The 15,899-nt window shown below is 44.5% G+C and carries 14 protein-coding genes, 1 tRNA gene and 1 pseudogene; 6 read left to right on the top strand and 10 right to left on the bottom strand.

All coding sequences use genetic code 11. The annotated features are described in order from the left end of the window. Nucleotides 1-88: 88 nt before the first annotated feature. Nucleotides 89-164 (top strand) — tRNA-Phe (locus LO777_RS10700). A gap of 127 nt (nucleotides 165-291) precedes the next feature. Here the strand turns inward: LO777_RS10700 and LO777_RS10695 are convergent. Then, a complete protein-coding gene (locus tag LO777_RS10695) occupies nucleotides 292-1,803 on the bottom strand; it encodes an IS5 family transposase (RefSeq protein WP_456237671.1) in 1,512 nt (503 codons plus the stop codon). A 779-nt stretch (nucleotides 1,804-2,582) separates the two neighbouring features. Between LO777_RS10695 and LO777_RS10690 the strand changes: the two genes are divergently transcribed. After that, nucleotides 2,583-3,413 (top strand): PEP-CTERM sorting domain-containing protein, encoded by an 831-nt coding sequence (locus LO777_RS10690; RefSeq protein WP_228853902.1) that lies wholly within the window; start codon nucleotides 2,583-2,585, stop codon nucleotides 3,411-3,413. Nucleotides 3,414-3,574: 161 nt separating this feature from the next. Here the strand turns inward: LO777_RS10690 and LO777_RS10685 are convergent. Then, nucleotides 3,575-3,859: pseudogene (locus LO777_RS10685) on the bottom strand (IS1634 family transposase); the annotation flags it as partial. Nucleotides 3,860-3,864: 5 nt separating this feature from the next. Between LO777_RS10685 and LO777_RS10680 the strand changes: the two are divergent. After that, entirely contained in the window at nucleotides 3,865-4,500 is a 636-nt protein-coding gene (locus tag LO777_RS10680; RefSeq protein ID WP_329955741.1) for an IS66 family transposase, read from the top strand. 309 nt (nucleotides 4,501-4,809) lie between these two features. Here the strand turns inward: LO777_RS10680 and LO777_RS10675 are convergent, their stop codons facing one another. After that, nucleotides 4,810-5,451, bottom strand: coding sequence for a M14 family metallopeptidase (locus LO777_RS10675; RefSeq protein WP_329955740.1), 642 nt, complete (start codon nucleotides 5,449-5,451; stop codon nucleotides 4,810-4,812). Nucleotides 5,452-5,651: 200 nt separating this feature from the next. On the opposite strand from LO777_RS10675, the gene LO777_RS10670 reads away from it, so the two are divergent. Beyond that, nucleotides 5,652-7,163 carry an IS5 family transposase gene (locus tag LO777_RS10670; RefSeq protein ID WP_456237671.1) on the top strand — a complete coding sequence of 504 codons (1,512 nt, stop codon included), beginning with the start codon at nucleotides 5,652-5,654 and terminating at the stop codon, nucleotides 7,161-7,163. Here the strand turns inward: LO777_RS10670 and LO777_RS10665 are convergent. Together LO777_RS10665 and LO777_RS10660 are read right to left on the bottom strand one after the other, a co-directional pair. After that, nucleotides 7,121-8,002 (bottom strand): M14 family zinc carboxypeptidase, encoded by an 882-nt coding sequence (locus LO777_RS10665; protein ID WP_228853899.1) that lies wholly within the window; start codon nucleotides 8,000-8,002, stop codon nucleotides 7,121-7,123. The genes LO777_RS10670 and LO777_RS10665 overlap by 43 nt on opposite strands. Continuing rightward, complete coding sequence (locus LO777_RS10660; protein WP_228853898.1) at nucleotides 7,999-9,060, bottom strand: hypothetical protein; 1,062 nt, start codon at nucleotides 9,058-9,060, stop codon at nucleotides 7,999-8,001. The genes LO777_RS10665 and LO777_RS10660 overlap by 4 nt, the downstream gene beginning before the upstream one ends. Nucleotides 9,061-9,485: 425 nt before the next feature. Between LO777_RS10660 and LO777_RS10655 the strand changes: the two genes are divergently transcribed. Both LO777_RS10655 and LO777_RS10650 read left to right on the top strand, forming a co-directional pair. After that, nucleotides 9,486-9,749 carry an SHOCT domain-containing protein gene (locus LO777_RS10655; protein ID WP_228853897.1) on the top strand — a complete coding sequence of 88 codons (264 nt, stop codon included), beginning with the start codon at nucleotides 9,486-9,488 and terminating at the stop codon, nucleotides 9,747-9,749. Between the two features lie 154 nt (nucleotides 9,750-9,903). Further along, nucleotides 9,904-10,404 (top strand): periplasmic heavy metal sensor, encoded by a 501-nt coding sequence (locus LO777_RS10650; RefSeq protein WP_228853896.1) that lies wholly within the window; start codon nucleotides 9,904-9,906, stop codon nucleotides 10,402-10,404. A gap of 100 nt (nucleotides 10,405-10,504) precedes the next feature. On the opposite strand, the gene LO777_RS10645 is transcribed toward LO777_RS10650, so the two are convergent. The 5 genes from LO777_RS10645 to LO777_RS10625 all read right to left on the bottom strand — a co-directional run bounded on the left by LO777_RS10645 (nucleotide 10,505) and on the right by LO777_RS10625 (nucleotide 15,889). Then, the gene (locus LO777_RS10645; protein ID WP_228853895.1) at nucleotides 10,505-11,221 is read right to left on the bottom strand and encodes a PP2C family protein-serine/threonine phosphatase; all 717 of its coding nucleotides are present in this window, start codon (nucleotides 11,219-11,221) and stop codon (nucleotides 10,505-10,507) included. Between the two features lie 50 nt (nucleotides 11,222-11,271). Continuing rightward, complete coding sequence (locus LO777_RS10640; protein WP_228853894.1) at nucleotides 11,272-13,101, bottom strand: serine/threonine-protein kinase; 1,830 nt, start codon at nucleotides 13,099-13,101, stop codon at nucleotides 11,272-11,274. Between the two features lie 125 nt (nucleotides 13,102-13,226). Next, nucleotides 13,227-13,496, bottom strand: a complete 270-nt coding sequence (gene hgcB / locus LO777_RS10635; RefSeq protein WP_228853893.1) for a mercury methylation ferredoxin HgcB — start codon at nucleotides 13,494-13,496, stop codon at nucleotides 13,227-13,229. A 21-nt stretch (nucleotides 13,497-13,517) separates the two neighbouring features. Beyond that, entirely contained in the window at nucleotides 13,518-14,654 is a 1,137-nt protein-coding gene (gene hgcA, locus LO777_RS10630) for a mercury methylation corrinoid protein HgcA (RefSeq protein ID WP_228853892.1), read from the bottom strand. Continuing rightward, on the bottom strand, nucleotides 14,651-15,889 hold the full coding sequence (locus LO777_RS10625; protein WP_228853891.1) for an SO_0444 family Cu/Zn efflux transporter: 1,239 nt from the start codon (nucleotides 15,887-15,889) through the stop codon (nucleotides 14,651-14,653). Before LO777_RS10625 ends, hgcA begins: the two co-directional genes overlap by 4 nt. Nucleotides 15,890-15,899 lie beyond the last annotated feature (10 nt).

Genomic DNA, 15,899 nt, shown 5'->3' with positions numbered 1-15,899 from the left:
TCGGTAAAAGCGAAAAAGATTTGAAAAGAAAAAGAAAAGGTGTTGACACTCGATGCGAAGTCGGGTAAAAAAGCGTCTCCATAACGGTGCCGGGATAGCTCAGTCGGTAGAGCAACGGACTGAAAATCCGTGTGTCCCTGGTTCGATTCCTGGTCCCGGCACCATTTGTTTGGAGAAAGATATCAAACGGTTAAGTCATTAAGTTGGCTTAACCGTTTTTTCTTTTCAGGCTTGTCTTGCCCAAAATTTGCCGAAAATAGATCTCCCTATAATTAGAGTATCCTCAAAAAGTCATCTGTTTGGCACAAGGATCGTACTCCAGCGCATAACCTGAAATACAAAAACGGATAATGCTTCGGCCAGCAAGTTGGCAAATAGGTCTTGTTGGACCTTTTTTGATACACCTGTTAGCAGAGCACAGCAAAACCTGAGCAGAACCATCAGGTTCATCACCAGGAAAATGCTATTAATCCATGCTTCTGATGTTTTCAGTGTTCTGGCACGGATATAGTTGAGCCGATAGCCATTTTTACCTTGGCCAAACTTGCCCTCTATCGGAATTCGATCAAGGGCATCTTGTCTTCGTTGCAGTTTCTCCTGCTTGAGTTGCTCTGCATTCCCTGCTGTTTGTCTCTTGGGACGACCAAGAGGTTTACCGCCAAACCGGATATTGTTTTGCTTCATGTATTTCCGATTAGCTCTGGTGCCATAGATGCCATCGGCAAGAACAACTTCCGGGAAACACCCATATCGCCTTTTGTACGCTTCAATCTGCGTGATCAAGTCAGTACTTTCATTAAAGGCATCCCATCCGAAATGGTCGACCAGGGCAATACCATCAACCATGCTGACACTCAGTTTCGAGCCGAACTCTACCTTATGGCTTGCTTTGCCGCGAACAATAGGACGAACATGCGGCTGAGAAATACTAACGATGCGGTCATCACAACGTCGTTTCTTCTCTTTGTACATCCTGTACTGCTGTCCATACAAATGGTGGATGATCCAATACTGCCGCTGCCGGTTATGGTGCAGCGGGAAGGACCTGCCACCGATCATGTCGAGCAGCATCTCTATATGTCGAAAGTTTCTGCGCAAATACTGCAACTGCTCCCTGGTAGCTTTCCGGCGCAGCTTGCCGCCTGGATTTCGTTTCTTTGAAATTGCCAGGTATCGTTTTCGTGCCTGTTGACGGTATGTTCTCGGTTTCTTGGTCAAAGAGCTGATAGCGTAAAGCTCATCTATCAGTTGTTCAGATATCTCTCTTGCCTCATTCAGCAGACTGATGTCTGTGGGATAACGAATGGCCTGCTCAGCAACAGTCGCATCAACCACCATTTTGCCATGGTTCTCAGGATCATCAGAGCCTGGTAATTTCGATGTTTTCCGGTGCCTTTTTTTCTCAATACTGCTGAGAATGGTCTCTTCAAAAGATAAAAAAACTTTTCTGCCCATCCTTTTTCGGATCTCGACAAACAAACTTGCGGTGAAGGGAGGTTCGTCCTTGTATGAGGACAAACCTACAAAATATTGCAGATACGGATTCTCCTGGATCTGCAACACTGTTTCCTCATCACTCAAGTTCAGCTTGTGCTTTATAATCACTGCTCCAATCACAAGACGGGCGTCCTTGCCAGGACGTCCTTGAGTAGAGCTCATGCTCTTGTAATAGCCGGATGCGAGTTCATCCCAGGGAATCGCAAGGCTCCATTTGACCCAGCGATTTTCAGGATTAAGTTTGCCGCCAAAGGGAAGGCTGAAACCTTCCAAGCCCAGTTGCCGCGTGCTTTTGTATCGAATCATGTGCAAGCCTTTTAGTGTAGTTTACCGCATAAGCTTACACATTATACCATTATTTCACCACATTTAGTTCATAATAACAACGTGTTGAGACTTTTTAAGGGCAATCTAATTAATTATGGTTACCTATCGTTCCTGAGTGAAGAGCATTCTAAAGTGGACCCCATTGTCAAGACAATAAACACTGAGAAATAAGGTAGTGCCTCATCAGTGTCCTGTTTTTTGTTTATAGCCTTTTTGATTTTTAAAACTCAACGACCGCTAATGGATGTGTTTGTCCAAAATTGGTGGAAATAACGGTGAGAATACGGATTTTCCACATCAGCTGTTAGGAAATATCTTGAAACGCACAAAATTGCTCCACAGGACGGATGGAAAAGGATAGGTTACTCAAAATTATGGGCGGTTGGCAGGATTTTGTGGAAAAGTTAGGGTGCGTTAATATATGGTTGACTTATCACCTCCGTTTTTCCGTAATTACGGATCGCAAAAAACCAAAATGCGGAAAAAATGTACTCTGCCTCCTAACAGACCATTTTAGTGACTTATTCCTAAGTTCCTGTCATAAAAAACAAGAAACCAGGGAAAGTGTTTTGAAATTACATGGTTAGGTTTACTTCCAATGAGCTAATACCCCCTTGTGGGGTGTTAGATTTTACCAAAATACAGTGATCTAGAATCAATACCTCTTATCTTCCCAGAAGGCACATTTTTTGCTAACACTTTTCCCAGCCACGAAACCGTAGTATTACATTCTTTAACACATGTCTGAGGAGTTATAAATGAACATAAAGCGCAATATTTTAAGTGCTGTTGCAGGAATTATCGTTTTGGGGACAAGCGGTCTTTCGTTTGCCCTCCCTTATTCATTTGATTCCAATAACGAGGGGTGGCAACAGTCCTATATCGGCAGACCGACAGGAGCAACCTACGACCAGCTCTTTTCCGTAAACTCAGCGGATTGGCGTGCAAACAGTGGTAATCCCGATGGTAATATCTACCAGACAGCAAATGGAATTGATCAACGTGCTTATTGGATGGGACATGTTGGGAACAATTCGTTGGGCGATATTACGGGAATGAGCCTGCAAACTGATATTTTCAGCACCAACAACTGGCAGACTATCGCCAATGGCGCTGGTGGCGATGATGGCAATGTGTACGCTCGCTGGGTCATTGCCAACAATGTTGGTGACACAGATAACGACGGATTTAACGAATACAATATGTTTATCTCTGACCGATCCAACAGTATTGACATCAATGCACTGCAAGGATGGGAAACCCATTCAATCTCGCTAGAGGAGGAGAATTTTATTCGTTGGCCGAATTATGACGCAGGCACTCAAAATTTCGCCCAATTATTGACAGATTACACCAGCATCGGGCTGTATCTTTTCAGTGGAACGGATACACTCAGCAATATTGACGGTGGAGAGGGAACCTGGTCAAATTCATCCCAACTACTCCATTACGGTGCCTACTCTAATAATAATGACGATGCTCTTTGGGCACTGGACAATTTTCAAGCAGTACCCGAACCATCCACACTTATTCTTTTTGGGGTTGGCCTTGCTGGCCTGTCCGGTTTTCAGATTCGCAGAAAAAAATAAAGCCAGAACCCTGTAGTTCACATCCTCAGCCGCTGAGCTGTTCTTCCAGTTCATCCCAGCGGCTGCAAAGCTGTTCCGCTTGGTGATAGGTAATCGCTTTTTAACGGATGTTCCCTTATCAGAATGAGCTTATCAGTCAGGGTAACATATTGAAATTAAAATTATATTTTCCTGCTCTGTGATTTTCGTCTAGTGACTACATTTACCATTTGTTTTGGTAGCGTGGTTGGTGGAACAATGCCCAACGCACTATAAAGTTGATGAATGTTCCGGCGTGGTGCTGGAATAGAAAGAAAAGAAACCTCACCATTAATAATATTTTCTATAGCACAATGGGTCGATAATTGCTTGAGACCTTCTTCAACAGTAATATCAAAATCGCGCCAGGCTTTCTTTAGCTTTAAGTAGAGCCTATAGGCAAGCATCACGACAAAAGCATGACCTCTGGGCCATTGAGGAGGTAAACATCATCCCCCGATATGGTGGGGTGATAATCCATGATTGCTGGGCATCATACTTGTCGTACGAACATTGTGGTCACGGTCTTTGCGGATCTCACCTTTTACGGGAACTTACGTTCGTTGTCGACTCAAATCAGTATCGGTGGGCTCGTAATATAAAGAAGTTGCTATCGGAGACGTGTCATATCGTGTCGAAGCGGGAAGATAAATGTCTTACTGAAAAGGAGTACGCCAATCTGCAAAAACGTTATCGTAATAATCTGACCCGAGGATGCAAGGAATTACCGGAGATTCCGCCGAAACCCAAAAACCAACGGGGAAAGATCGCCAAATCGGATGCTCATAATTTATTGGAGAGGTTGCAGAAATACGAAACTGCAGTACTGCTTTTTGCAAAAGAGAGACATGTACCGTTCACGAATAACCGAGCCGAAAGGGATCTTCGTATGGCAAAAGTGAAACAGAAAGTATCAGGCTGTTTTCGAAAGCAACAATATGCTCATGCATATTGCAGGATCTCAAGCTATCTGCAAACTATGGCTGCCGATGGAGTTAATCTGCTTGTTGCTATTCAGATTGCTCTGGCAGGACAAATTTCCCCCAGGGTGAATGATGGGGGTGAGTAGTTACTTTTTGTCAAGAATAATACCTTTTTAAAACGCATCTGCTTGGCGGTTATCTTATCTTGTCTGTGTACGGATTTGTGTGAGAAAAAGGTTCCAAAACCTGCAAAAATGAATGAAAACAAAAAAAATTAGAATTTTTATTTATTATAAATTCACTAAGTTACTGCAATTGATGAGGTTGCGAAGACGTAGAGGTTATTCCTGAAAATCCGTGTGTCCCTGGTTTGATTCCTGGTCTCGGCACAATTTGAGATTTTAGGAGTTACGTCATTTTGTGGCGTAACCTCCTTCTTTTTTGCAGGAGGGCCATTATTTCCAGGTATTCCTGACGGGGGGAAGCTCAGCTGCCCAGAAAAGAAACCATATTGCACCCGGCACATTTATCTTACAAATTTTCGGGACAACTTTGATAAAATCCGCGGCATTATAGGTAAACTGTTTGTCATGAACTTCAATATTAATTGCTGCAATGCCTTCGGTCTGGTAGTAGCAATCCCGGGCTACTCCACTTCCCACGCTGGTATCATTGTAATTTTGAGCGGCCGTATAATTGACAATTGTTTCATCTCCCCTGTCATGTCGATTCAATAGAGAAGCAATTTTTTCAGAAACCTGTCGGAAAACAGCATAATCATTCGAGCCACCAAGAATATTTTCAGCTACTCGCACCTTGGTTGAATAGGCATAAGGGTAAAGGACCTGAGTCGAACCGGAGTGGTAATCGATAAGAGCCACCACATTTTTCTGAGAAACCAGTTGTTCCATTGCTCCTGTTTCTTTTTCAGACAGTTTTCCTGAACCTCGGTAAATTCTCGAAGATGGTGACCGGCTTCTGATGAACAGGTGTTTCTGGTCTCGGAAAACATCCCATTTATACTGAAAATTTCTATTGATATCGACACCAAAAGCATCCTGCAGATAACCCTCTGACCTGGCCTTTGAAAGTGCAATGGTATCACCATCATCTGTTGACCACTCATCTTTCCAGACCCGCCTTTTGCCTGAGCTGCAAAAAACCCGTTTCGGATTGGATGCATTGTAGATAGATTGCCCTTAAAAAGTCTCAACACGTTGTTATTATGAACTAAATGTGGTGAAATAATGGTATAATGTGTAAGCTTATGCGGTAAACTACACTAAAAGGCTTGCACATGATTCGATACAAAAGCACGCGGCAACTGGGCTTGGAAGGTTTCAGCCTTCCCTTTGGCGGCAAACTTAATCCTGAAAATCGCTGGGTCAAATGGAGCCTTGCGATTCCCTGGGATGAACTCGCATCCGGCTATTACAAGAGCATGAGCTCTACTCAAGGACGTCCTGGCAAGGACGCCCGTCTTGTGATTGGAGCAGTGATTATAAAGCACAAGCTGAACTTGAGTGATGAGGAAACAGTGTTGCAGATCCAGGAGAATCCGTATCTGCAATATTTTGTAGGTTTGTCCTCATACAAGGACGAACCTCCCTTCACCGCAAGTTTGTTTGTCGAGATCCGAAAAAGGATGGGCAGAAAAGTTTTTTTATCTTTTGAAGAGACCATTCTCAGCAGTATTGAGAAAAAAAGGCACCGGAAAACATCGAAATTACCAGGCTCTGATGATCCTGAGAACCATGGCAAAATGGTGGTTGATGCGACTGTTGCTGAGCAGGCCATTCGTTATCCCACAGACATCAGTCTGCTGAATGAGGCAAGAGAGATATCTGAACAACTGATAGATGAGCTTTACGCTATCAGCTCTTTGACCAAGAAACCGAGAACATACCGTCAACAGGCACGAAAACGATACCTGGCAATTTCAAAGAAACGAAATCCAGGCGGCAAGCTGCGCCGGAAAGCTACCAGGGAGCAGTTGCAGTATTTGCGCAGAAACTTTCGACATATAGAGATGCTGCTCGACATGATCGGTGGCAGGTCCTTCCCGCTGCACCATAACCGGCAGCGGCAGTATTGGATCATCCACCATTTGTATGGACAGCAGTACAGGATGTACAAAGAGAAGAAACGACGTTGTGATGACCGCATCGTTAGTATTTCTCAGCCGCATGTTCGTCCTATTGTTCGCGGCAAAGCAAGCCATAAGGTAGAGTTCGGCTCGAAACTGAGTGTCAGCATGGTTGATGGTATTGCCCTGGTCGACCATTTCGGATGGGATGCCTTTAATGAAAGTACTGACTTGATCACGCAGATTGAAGCGTACAAAAGGCGATATGGGTGTTTCCCGGAAGTTGTTCTTGCCGATGGCATCTATGGCACCAGAGCTAATCGGAAATACATGAAGCAAAACAATATCCGGTTTGGCGGTAAACCTCTTGGTCGTCCCAAGAGACAAACAGCAGGGAATGCAGAGCAACTCAAGCAGGAGAAACTGCAACGAAGACAAGATGCCCTTGATCGAATTCCGATAGAGGGCAAGTTTGGCCAAGGTAAAAATGGCTATCGGCTCAACTATATCCGTGCCAGAACACTGAAAACATCAGAAGCATGGATTAATAGCATTTTCCTGGTGATGAACCTGATGGTTCTGCTCAGGTTTTGCTGTGCTCTGCTAACAGGTGTATCAAAAAAGGTCCAACAAGACCTATTTGCCAACTTGCTGGCCGAAGCATTATCCGTTTTTGTATTTCAGGTTATGCGCTGGAGTACGATCCTTGTGCCAAACAGATGACTTTTTGAGGATACTCTATAGATAGCATCAACCATCTCCCCGGAGGCGACTTGAAGAGATGGCTGAAAAAGACTGACACTGGTTTTTTCTATATTTTCACAGACAACCAGCTGCTCTTCTTCGATATCACCACCTTCCGCAGTATCATCATAGTCTGCAAGAAAACAGTGCTCGGCATCTTCTGGCGGTGCCTGGTATGCAGTACCATTCTGTCTGAAACAGGTTTCTCCAGTCTCCCTGCTGCTTAACTTACTGCGATTTGGTCGCCATCCCGAACCAAAATAAGACATCTTACCATTCTCGGTCTGACTGTAATCATAACCGTCCGGGTTCAGTACGGGAATGATGATCACCTGTATGGTCTCGAGGAGTTTTTTAACTGTAGTTATGTGTGGCAGGATAACCTCTCCAGTGCCATTTTTATCAACGTCTGCTGAACCTTCATTTATCAAGGCACCTTTGTCATCCTCTGCGGGAGCATCGTTATCCTTATTGAGCAGCAGGTACTCGGCGATACCTAAACACACCTCCGGTGTTGCCCACTCGTTTCCGTGGATTGCTCCGGTAATAATGACTGTCGGTTTATTTCCGTTGTCCCAGGAAGCTTCTCTGCCTATCAGGAGAGCAGCTATTTCTTTGCCATCAGTGGTTTTGCTGTTTTTTCCTCCTCCTGCAACACCTGTTACAGCAAAACCGGATGAATTATCTGCAAGATCCTGGAGATAGTTCCTGATCATTGCACTACTCTTCACACCTCTTTTTGCATTGACACAATATCCGGCAAAGGCGCTGGATACAGTGACACAAAGCATTATCCAGATGAAGAATGTCTGTTTCATCGCTGAACACCCTCCATTTCGGCTATTTTTTTCTGAACACGACTCGCCAGTAAGCCACCTGCTTTTTCCGGATTCGATGCCAGGTAGGAGGAAAACTCTTTCAACATGGTCATTATTTCGTTGTTACCAGAATCCTTGATGCCACTGATAACATATTCCTTTTTACTTTCGTATTGTGAATAAAGAATAGCGCGATAATAGGGAACTGCGTTTTTTTCAAACATTCTGAAAAAACCGATTGCCGCATTTTGAATTTCTTCAATGTCGTCAGTTTTTGAATAATCAAGAGGGCCGATTTCCTCAAATGCAACTCCATATACGGTTTTCAGGAATCGAACCCTGCCGGTCTTTCTGGCCAAATATATAGTATTCCAGACTACCGTGGGATCCGGTGAATAAAACGATCTTTTCAAACCGATATCAAAAGAATCCGGGTATTCTTCCGCAATTTCAGAAAGCTCATGGCAATGGGGAAAATATTCAACCAGGAAAGGTACATAAAAATCTGGATCCTTTTCCATCTGCTGAACCAGGTATTTTTTTACTTCGTGACTGGCAAATTCATTTTTATGGGGATGACGTCCATATTTTTTTATTATTGTCACCTGGTCAGCAATTGAGGCATCGGGAGTTAGTTTTTTTAGATCCTTTTTCGACTCAACCTCGAACAGGCTCAACTCTGCTCCCCATTTCACACAAAATACTTCTCCTTCACCCAGATCTTCACATGAATTTTCCTTTATAAGTTTCCGGAGAGCCTCCCGGGCACAGCAATCATCAAATTTGCGTAATTTTCTTGCTATGCGATATTTTCTACGTACTTCTGATCTATCCCCTGTTCTTCTCCCGGTTTGAAGGGATATTTCGTACAGTTCCTGCAAGAGTTTTTTCAACTCCTTCTTATGGCCACTTGTACAGAATGTATTATATTTCCCGCCGTTTACTGAACAACCGGTACTGTCAGTGCAGGTTCCACATCCTCCACAACCTTCGCCGAAAACAGTACCCTGCCAGGCGGTAATTCCAAGCCAGATGATTCCTATGAAAATCAACTTCATTGTTATTCTCCATAATCAGACCGCGTTATTGATTTCTTCTTCCAACAGGTCATTCTGTTATTATGGCAACAAGCCTTGTAAAGAACAAGGTGAAATACTTCCCTATTCACAATAAACAGTATAATTCCTCAATTTGTGGCAGTTTAATGATTTTGCTTCCCTGTTTACGTCTGAAACTCAGTTTGATACTTATGAGCCTGGAAATGTACCTGTCTAAAAACTGGACAATTGTGCGTCAATACCTTCTTCTGCCCTGTCTTTAAACGAGACGATATACAAACAACACATGGGCTTGGAGTTATTCTTTTTTGAATAATTAATGTAGTTACAGTGTCTTGTGTGGTAGTTATAAATATTTTGTCATTATGGCATCTCTTTTGCTTTAATTGCGATGACAACTAACTATTTTTTTGAAGGAGAAAAAAATGATGCATTCAGGATATTCGGGTTTTGGTTACAATGGAAACTGGTTGTGTGGCCCCGGAGCCTTTTTTCCAGGTCCTATTGGCTGGATAGTCACACTTCTTTTCTGGGCGTTGCTTATCTATCTGGCGGTCAAAATTTTTAGAGCAGTTTTTTCCGACAAATCAAGTAAAAACGTATCCCGACTTGAAAGATTGAAAGAACGGTATGCACAGGGTGAGATAAGTGAAGACGAATACAACAGGATGAAAGTTGAAATTCGTTAGCCATTCACCCTGTCCAGATTCTGGACATAGAGTATAGCCACATATTTCTTCGGCCAAACGAAACTTATAAATACAATAATACAGACATATTCTAAAAACGCAGGCAGGCGTCTGCTACAATACATCCCGCAAGGGGAAACAACAGGAGAATACAATGAAAAAGGAAATGAAAAAAACTGCAATCATCTCAATTCTGGTTCTCGGACTTTTTGCAGTCCCGGTGTTTGCTCATAATACAAACACTTCACAGCAACAAATGAACAGTAACATGATGGGCCAAGGTATGCAGGGTAACGGCATGATGGGTGGCGGTATGATGGGTCAAGGTATGCAGGGCGGCGGAATGATGGGACGTGGCATGATGGGTGGTGGTATGATGGGTGGCAACATGATGGGCCAGGGTAACTGGAACAACATGGGCTGCAACGGCATGATGGGTGGTGCGATGATGAATCAGATGACCCCGAATCAGCAGCAGTCATTTATGGATGCCACTGCTGAATTGCGACAGAAAATGATTGATCTTCGCTTTGCTTACAGGGAAGCAATGCGTAACCCCAATACTGATCCAAAAGATCTGGCTGAAATAGAAAAACAGATGCTCGATATTCGTTCACAAATGATAAGCAAAATGGAGAACCTGCAGACAAAATAAGCGATATCTTCTTTTCTGTCCGATACCCCGCATGCAACAAGACACTTGTGCCCTTGAAGGTGCCTGTCTGTGGGGTGTTGGATTCCAGTTCACAGCCCTTTTAAGAAGAGGCAAGCACAATTGTTATATCATCGAGGCTCCCGCCATGTACAGCTGCTTCAAACAGTCCTGCACTACAACGGGAAAGTTGTTTTGATGACAGTATTATTTCCGCCATCTGCTCTTCTGAAACAACACCATGCAGGCCATCTGTGCAGAGAATGAGGATATCGCCGTCCGCTCTCTCAAAATCACCGCTGTCGATACCATTGTCAATACAGCCTACACATTGATCCAGGACGTGACTCATGGGATGTTTTGATGCCGTTTCCAACGGGACATCTCCCCAGTCAATCAGATCCTGTAAAAAAGTGTGGTCTCGTGTGACCTGCCGTATAATGTTATTTCTCATGAGGTACATCCGGCTGTCCCCGATGTGAGCCCAGTATACTCTTTTGGGCCCAATAACAGCAGCAGTTACCGTTGCACCCATCCCTTCCAGATCAGGAGCGGCTGTTATTTTTTTTCTAATTATCAAATCAGCCTGATGTATGGCATCGGACAGAGGAGTGGCATTTTCAATCCTGTCAAATTTCATTCTCTTCAGGCAGCCTATTATATCTTCGGCGGCAATATCACCATCGGGGTGTCCTCCCAGTCCATCACACACGGCAAGGAGGAGGTAGTTTTCGTCAAGATCGATCGTGATAAAACGGTCATCATTCTTCGGGCGATTTATCCCGGTACGTGATATTCCACTGGCAAGGGGTTTTCTCATTTGTATTAATTCATTGAAGAGTGTTCAGGTATGAATATTGTGATAACAGATTATTTCCTGACTACAGGAATTTTGGTGCGAAACCCGACATCTTCAAACCCTTCCCAGGGAAAACGCATTATCGGCTTTCCATCATTATGGGCTCTGCTGGCATCCATAACCCCTGAAACAGGTCTATCAGCAGTCGGGGAGAGGTTTGCGCTGTCCGTCGTGGAGCCAGTCATAGTAATCCATTCCTTGAGCTTTTGTCCCATGCCATCCAGTACGGTTTTCACAGAGGGGTTACTGTTAAACATCATATTGTTTTCCATCTGATCCCAGCTCACAGGTTTTACAGACTCCGCCAACAGAGTATTTACCAGGTGATATCGATATCCGAACAGCCACTCTTTATCGGTTAGAAGCTCCTTGCCGTATTGTTTTGCATACATCTGTGCACCGTGATATGTAACACGCAGAACAGGTTTACTCCCCAAATCTTGATTTTTCAGATGAAAAGTATTGTGCTCAAAAAGAATTGAATCTTCAGGAGCGGAGCCGTCGCCGATATAAATGACAATTTTATTGCCATGCCGAACAATGCCGTTTTTCACGACAACCTGGCTTTCGACATTGTGAAGAAATTCTAAAAAGAGAAAATTTGTTATCTTTCTGTCATCCATGTAGAAGAGGAATCGCCCCTCTTTTGTATCCCGAAGATCTCCGGTAAGAAGCAGGGTGCTGCCATCTTTGCCATGTATTGTTTTTTCCAGCTTGCCACCTTTGGCAACGGTAATGACGTGTTTTGCAATCGGTTTTTCAGTTATTCCTGCATACGTTTTTTCTTCCACGCTGACAGGCGACTCAGTTTTATAGAAAAAATCATAGAGATCAACCGCTATAACCAGAATTATCACAATAACAATTCCCAGGCCAAACAGCTTTATCTGTCTGTCTGTAACCATTTTTCCAGGGCTGGCTGTTATCTCACTTTTGGGTGATATATTTATTACGTCTCCAACATTCTCTGCAAGGGCCTGTTTAATATCATTTCGCAGCTCATGGATGGTCTGATATCGATTTTCAGGTTTTTCCGCAGTAGCTTTTTCAATTATTCTGCTCATATCCTGTAAAAATACAGTCTGCGGATTTTCGATACAGACAGAAGTAAAAGGTACTTCATTCTTTGTCAGTGTTCCGTTTACTGCCTCGTAAAGAATCTTTCCCAAAGCATAAATATCTGCCCGATAGTCGGCATATTTAAAATCGGCACATTGCTCAGGAGACATATATGCCAGTGTACCAAGCATTTCTATGGAACAGGTCACAGCTTTCATGTGTTGGGAGCGGGCAAGACCGAAATCAGCAATTTTGGGTATGTCTCCATCCAGGAAAATATTTTCCGGTTTCAGATCGCGATGGACAATTTTATTATTGTGCAGCATTTCCACACCATCAAGCACTGGCATGAAATAGTTGTACACCCATTGGCGATAGAGTTCAGGTTCGTCATCAAGGCCATCTTCGGTAAGGGTAAAACGCAGAGAGTTTCCCGGGATATATTCCATGACAATATAGGCAACGTGAGACTCTCTATCACCATCCGTTTCCACCAGCTCGCCATAATCGTAGATAGTCAGAATGTTGGTATGACGGACCTGTGCCATTGTCTGGACTTCGCGCTGGAACCGGCCAAAGGCTATTTCAAGTTCGTCGGGGTCATCTGCTATTTCTGACATCACATCTTCAGAGATTATTTTGATTGCCACATCCCGCTTCAGGTTGGTTTGGTGGGCACGATATACCTCACCCATGGCTCCCTTGCCGATATGTTCAATAATGATCCACTTGCTGTCCAGAACTTTTCCCGGTTTGAACGTGACATTATGGGAATCACCCATGAAAACCTCTCTTGACTGGTTGGATGTCTATATGTTTTATCAATATGATAACCATACGAATTTTTTTACACAGTATTACATACAGGTCAATGTGAATACAAGAGGAATAACAACAGGATGCACTTTCAACAACATGGACCTTTAATGCCAAGCAGTTCATTGATCACACCACGCACGCAACCCTCGCCGGCTTCCACACTGATTGCCGATACCGGACAATTTCGCATGCATGCCCCGCATTCCATACAGTAATTACGGGCGGATATGACGGCCTTTTTTCCTTTAATGGTAAAAACACCATGGGGGCAAACCAGCGTGCACATGCCACAACCAATACATTTGTCGATATTACATGCCAGGGTAACCACGTCTTCCAGATAACAAAATTGTGTCATTGTCTTTTTTCCTTACCACTCTCAGTCAAACCACAGAGAAGCAGCCCATAAACTGATGCCACAGACTAGTGAAAAAAACTGGATTGGCATGGCCCGCAGCATTTCCTTTCTGACACCGTTCAGGGAGGTGTAGGTTGATGCCCCGGTAAACGACATGCCGAACCAGGAGGAAACAGCCAGAGTGATAAGTGGCCAGGAGCTTTTTTCCAGTAGTGAATAATCCATAGCATACAATCCCGAGAAACCAAAAAATATGATAAAAAGAACAAGTCCGCACAAAGCTCCTTTTACGCTGAAAGCCCGACCGGGAACCCAGGGAAGTAACAATGGACATAGAATAGTGCCCGATGCTATACCTGTTAAAAAAGCAAGAGCCAGCGGTATACCGTGCAGTTTCAAATTTGACAGAAAAGAATTGTCACCTGCAAAACCGGCCAGAAAAAGAAAAGCCACAATAAAAGGAAGACCCTGCTTAAAAGCCTGCATAATCTCAACAGGAACCAGAGTCAGTCGCTCCCTGAATGGAAATTTTTTTAGGCGCATCTCTGGACTGGCAATACAGGCACTATCTATAAATACCGGGAGATCCTGCAGCATGACAGGGCCGTAAACAACCGAAAACCCACTGTATTTTTTAACATCAAAGGCGGCAACGCCGGTTGCCCCAAGCTGAGGTACAATAAGTCGGTTATGATTGACAATGTCGGTGAGGCGTGAGGCCTTGATGCGATCCACCAGTTCTTCAGTACTAAAGGTGCCCTTACCAGCAGCACACCAGACATTTATTCCCTTTGTGTCAAGCACCAGTATCCAGCATGACCTGCCGGTCATTGTCTGCCGGAGAGTATCAAAACTCAGCTTATAATTTGCCGTCACTAATACCGCACTGTCTGCCGTCGGTTTTCCAAGCCCATAAAGTCCCGGTTCCACTGTAAAATGGTCGCGGCCAATATTCCATCGTACCAGATAATGACCGCGTTTGTCCCGCCAGAACAGTTTGGAACTGACCAGGGGGACATCGCCTGTCTCTGTTTCCAGAGTGCCTGTAACAAAGGACTGGAAAACAGAGGGGAGACTCAATTTACCGGCACCTTCAGGTAGTGGCCTGGCCATGGGAAAAATCAGTGTCGGTGACTCGGCTTGCCCGGGAACAGTCATATTTTCGGATTCTTATTAATAGTTGTGGTCGACTGGATCTGTACAGGGACTGTTGTCTGGCATGCACTGCCACAGTTGCAGGCAGCATCTTTATCATTTTCATGACTGTGATCGTGGCCATGGTCTGTGGTGCAGCCATCTGATGAACAGCCACAGCCATCCCCTTTGCCGAACCAGCCAAGGACAATAGAATAAAGTGGTCGAATCGAAAGCAGGAGAAGGAGCAGAGTGGCGCCAAGCATCAGCCAACCAGGCAATACCTCGGCAGCCTGTCCTACCGCGGCAACGGCAGATATGCCCAGTGAGATATAAATGGCGTCAACCGCAAGCCCGCAGAGAACACTGACTGCTGCAATAGATATAAGGTAGAGAGCTGTGGCACGTTTACCGAGCAGACCAACCAGAACAGACAATGAGGTAATATTTGTGGCCGGACCAACCAGCAGAAAAACCAGTGCTGTTCCAGGGCTGACACCTTTCATGATAAAAGCCGCGGCGATGGGAGTTGAAGCGGTAGCACAAATATAGAGAGGGATTCCAAAGGTGAGCATAAGCAGCATGGAGCCAAGTCCACCGCCCAGATATTTCGCTATGACGGCGTCAGGAACCAGAACACTGATCAGTCCCGCCAGGAGGATTCCCACGAAAAACCAGCCGGCGAGGTCAGCCCAGAGATCGGTTGCCGCATATTTGATACCTATACTGAGTTTTTCAATGAGTCCATGATGATGTTTATGTTCTTTCGGAGGACAGTCTTTTCCATCACAACAGTTATCAATTGGGCAGCTCAGATCGGGTGTTGGCCGTTTGTCCCTGTCAGGTGGATTGAGGAAATTTTCAGCACTTCCAGCGACAAAAGCGGAAATAAAAGCAGATATCGGTCTTGCTATAGTCATGATAGGGTCGAGCAGGGCCCATGTTATCGAGATGGAGTCCACACCGGATTCCGGAGTGGAAATAAGAAATGCGGTTGTGGCCCCGTTGTTGGCTCCCTGTTTTTTCAGTGAGGTGGCGGCCGGCAGAACCCCACAGGAGCAAAGAGGAATGGGGATACCGAGGAGGGCAGCTTTAAAGACCGAACTGAACCGGCCACTGCCCAGCTGCGCTGCTACATACGCCGGAGAAAGGAACATTTTCAACATTCCACCGATCAACAGTCCAAACAAAATATAAATGGAGGCCTGCTGGAGCATGTCCCATGAGGATAAAATAACATTGTAGATAAAAGTGAACATAAATAATTCC

Source organism: Desulfomarina profundi (assembly GCF_019703855.1).
Lineage (GTDB): Bacteria > Desulfobacterota > Desulfobulbia > Desulfobulbales > Desulfocapsaceae > Desulfomarina > Desulfomarina profundi.
The sequence above is the reverse complement of the archived record's forward strand: the minus strand, read 5'-3'. Positions and strand labels throughout refer to the sequence as shown.

Coding starts and splice junctions, on each gene's coding strand:
- LO777_RS10695 (WP_456237671.1), bottom strand. CDS start 1,803: ATGATTCGATACAAAAGCACGCGGCAACTGGGCTTGGAAGGTTTCAGC.
- LO777_RS10690 (WP_228853902.1), top strand. CDS start 2,583: ATGAACATAAAGCGCAATATTTTAAGTGCTGTTGCAGGAATTATCGTT.
- LO777_RS10670 (WP_456237671.1), top strand. CDS start 5,652: ATGATTCGATACAAAAGCACGCGGCAACTGGGCTTGGAAGGTTTCAGC.
- LO777_RS10665 (WP_228853899.1), bottom strand. CDS start 8,002: ATGAAACAGACATTCTTCATCTGGATAATGCTTTGTGTCACTGTATCC.
- LO777_RS10660 (WP_228853898.1), bottom strand. CDS start 9,060: ATGAAGTTGATTTTCATAGGAATCATCTGGCTTGGAATTACCGCCTGG.
- LO777_RS10655 (WP_228853897.1), top strand. CDS start 9,486: ATGATGCATTCAGGATATTCGGGTTTTGGTTACAATGGAAACTGGTTG.
- LO777_RS10650 (WP_228853896.1), top strand. CDS start 9,904: ATGAAAAAGGAAATGAAAAAAACTGCAATCATCTCAATTCTGGTTCTC.
- LO777_RS10645 (WP_228853895.1), bottom strand. CDS start 11,221: ATGAGAAAACCCCTTGCCAGTGGAATATCACGTACCGGGATAAATCGC.
- LO777_RS10640 (WP_228853894.1), bottom strand. CDS start 13,101: ATGGGTGATTCCCATAATGTCACGTTCAAACCGGGAAAAGTTCTGGAC.
- hgcB (WP_228853893.1), bottom strand. CDS start 13,496: ATGACACAATTTTGTTATCTGGAAGACGTGGTTACCCTGGCATGTAAT.
- hgcA (WP_228853892.1), bottom strand. CDS start 14,654: ATGACTGTTCCCGGGCAAGCCGAGTCACCGACACTGATTTTTCCCATG.
- LO777_RS10625 (WP_228853891.1), bottom strand. CDS start 15,889: ATGTTCACTTTTATCTACAATGTTATTTTATCCTCATGGGACATGCTC.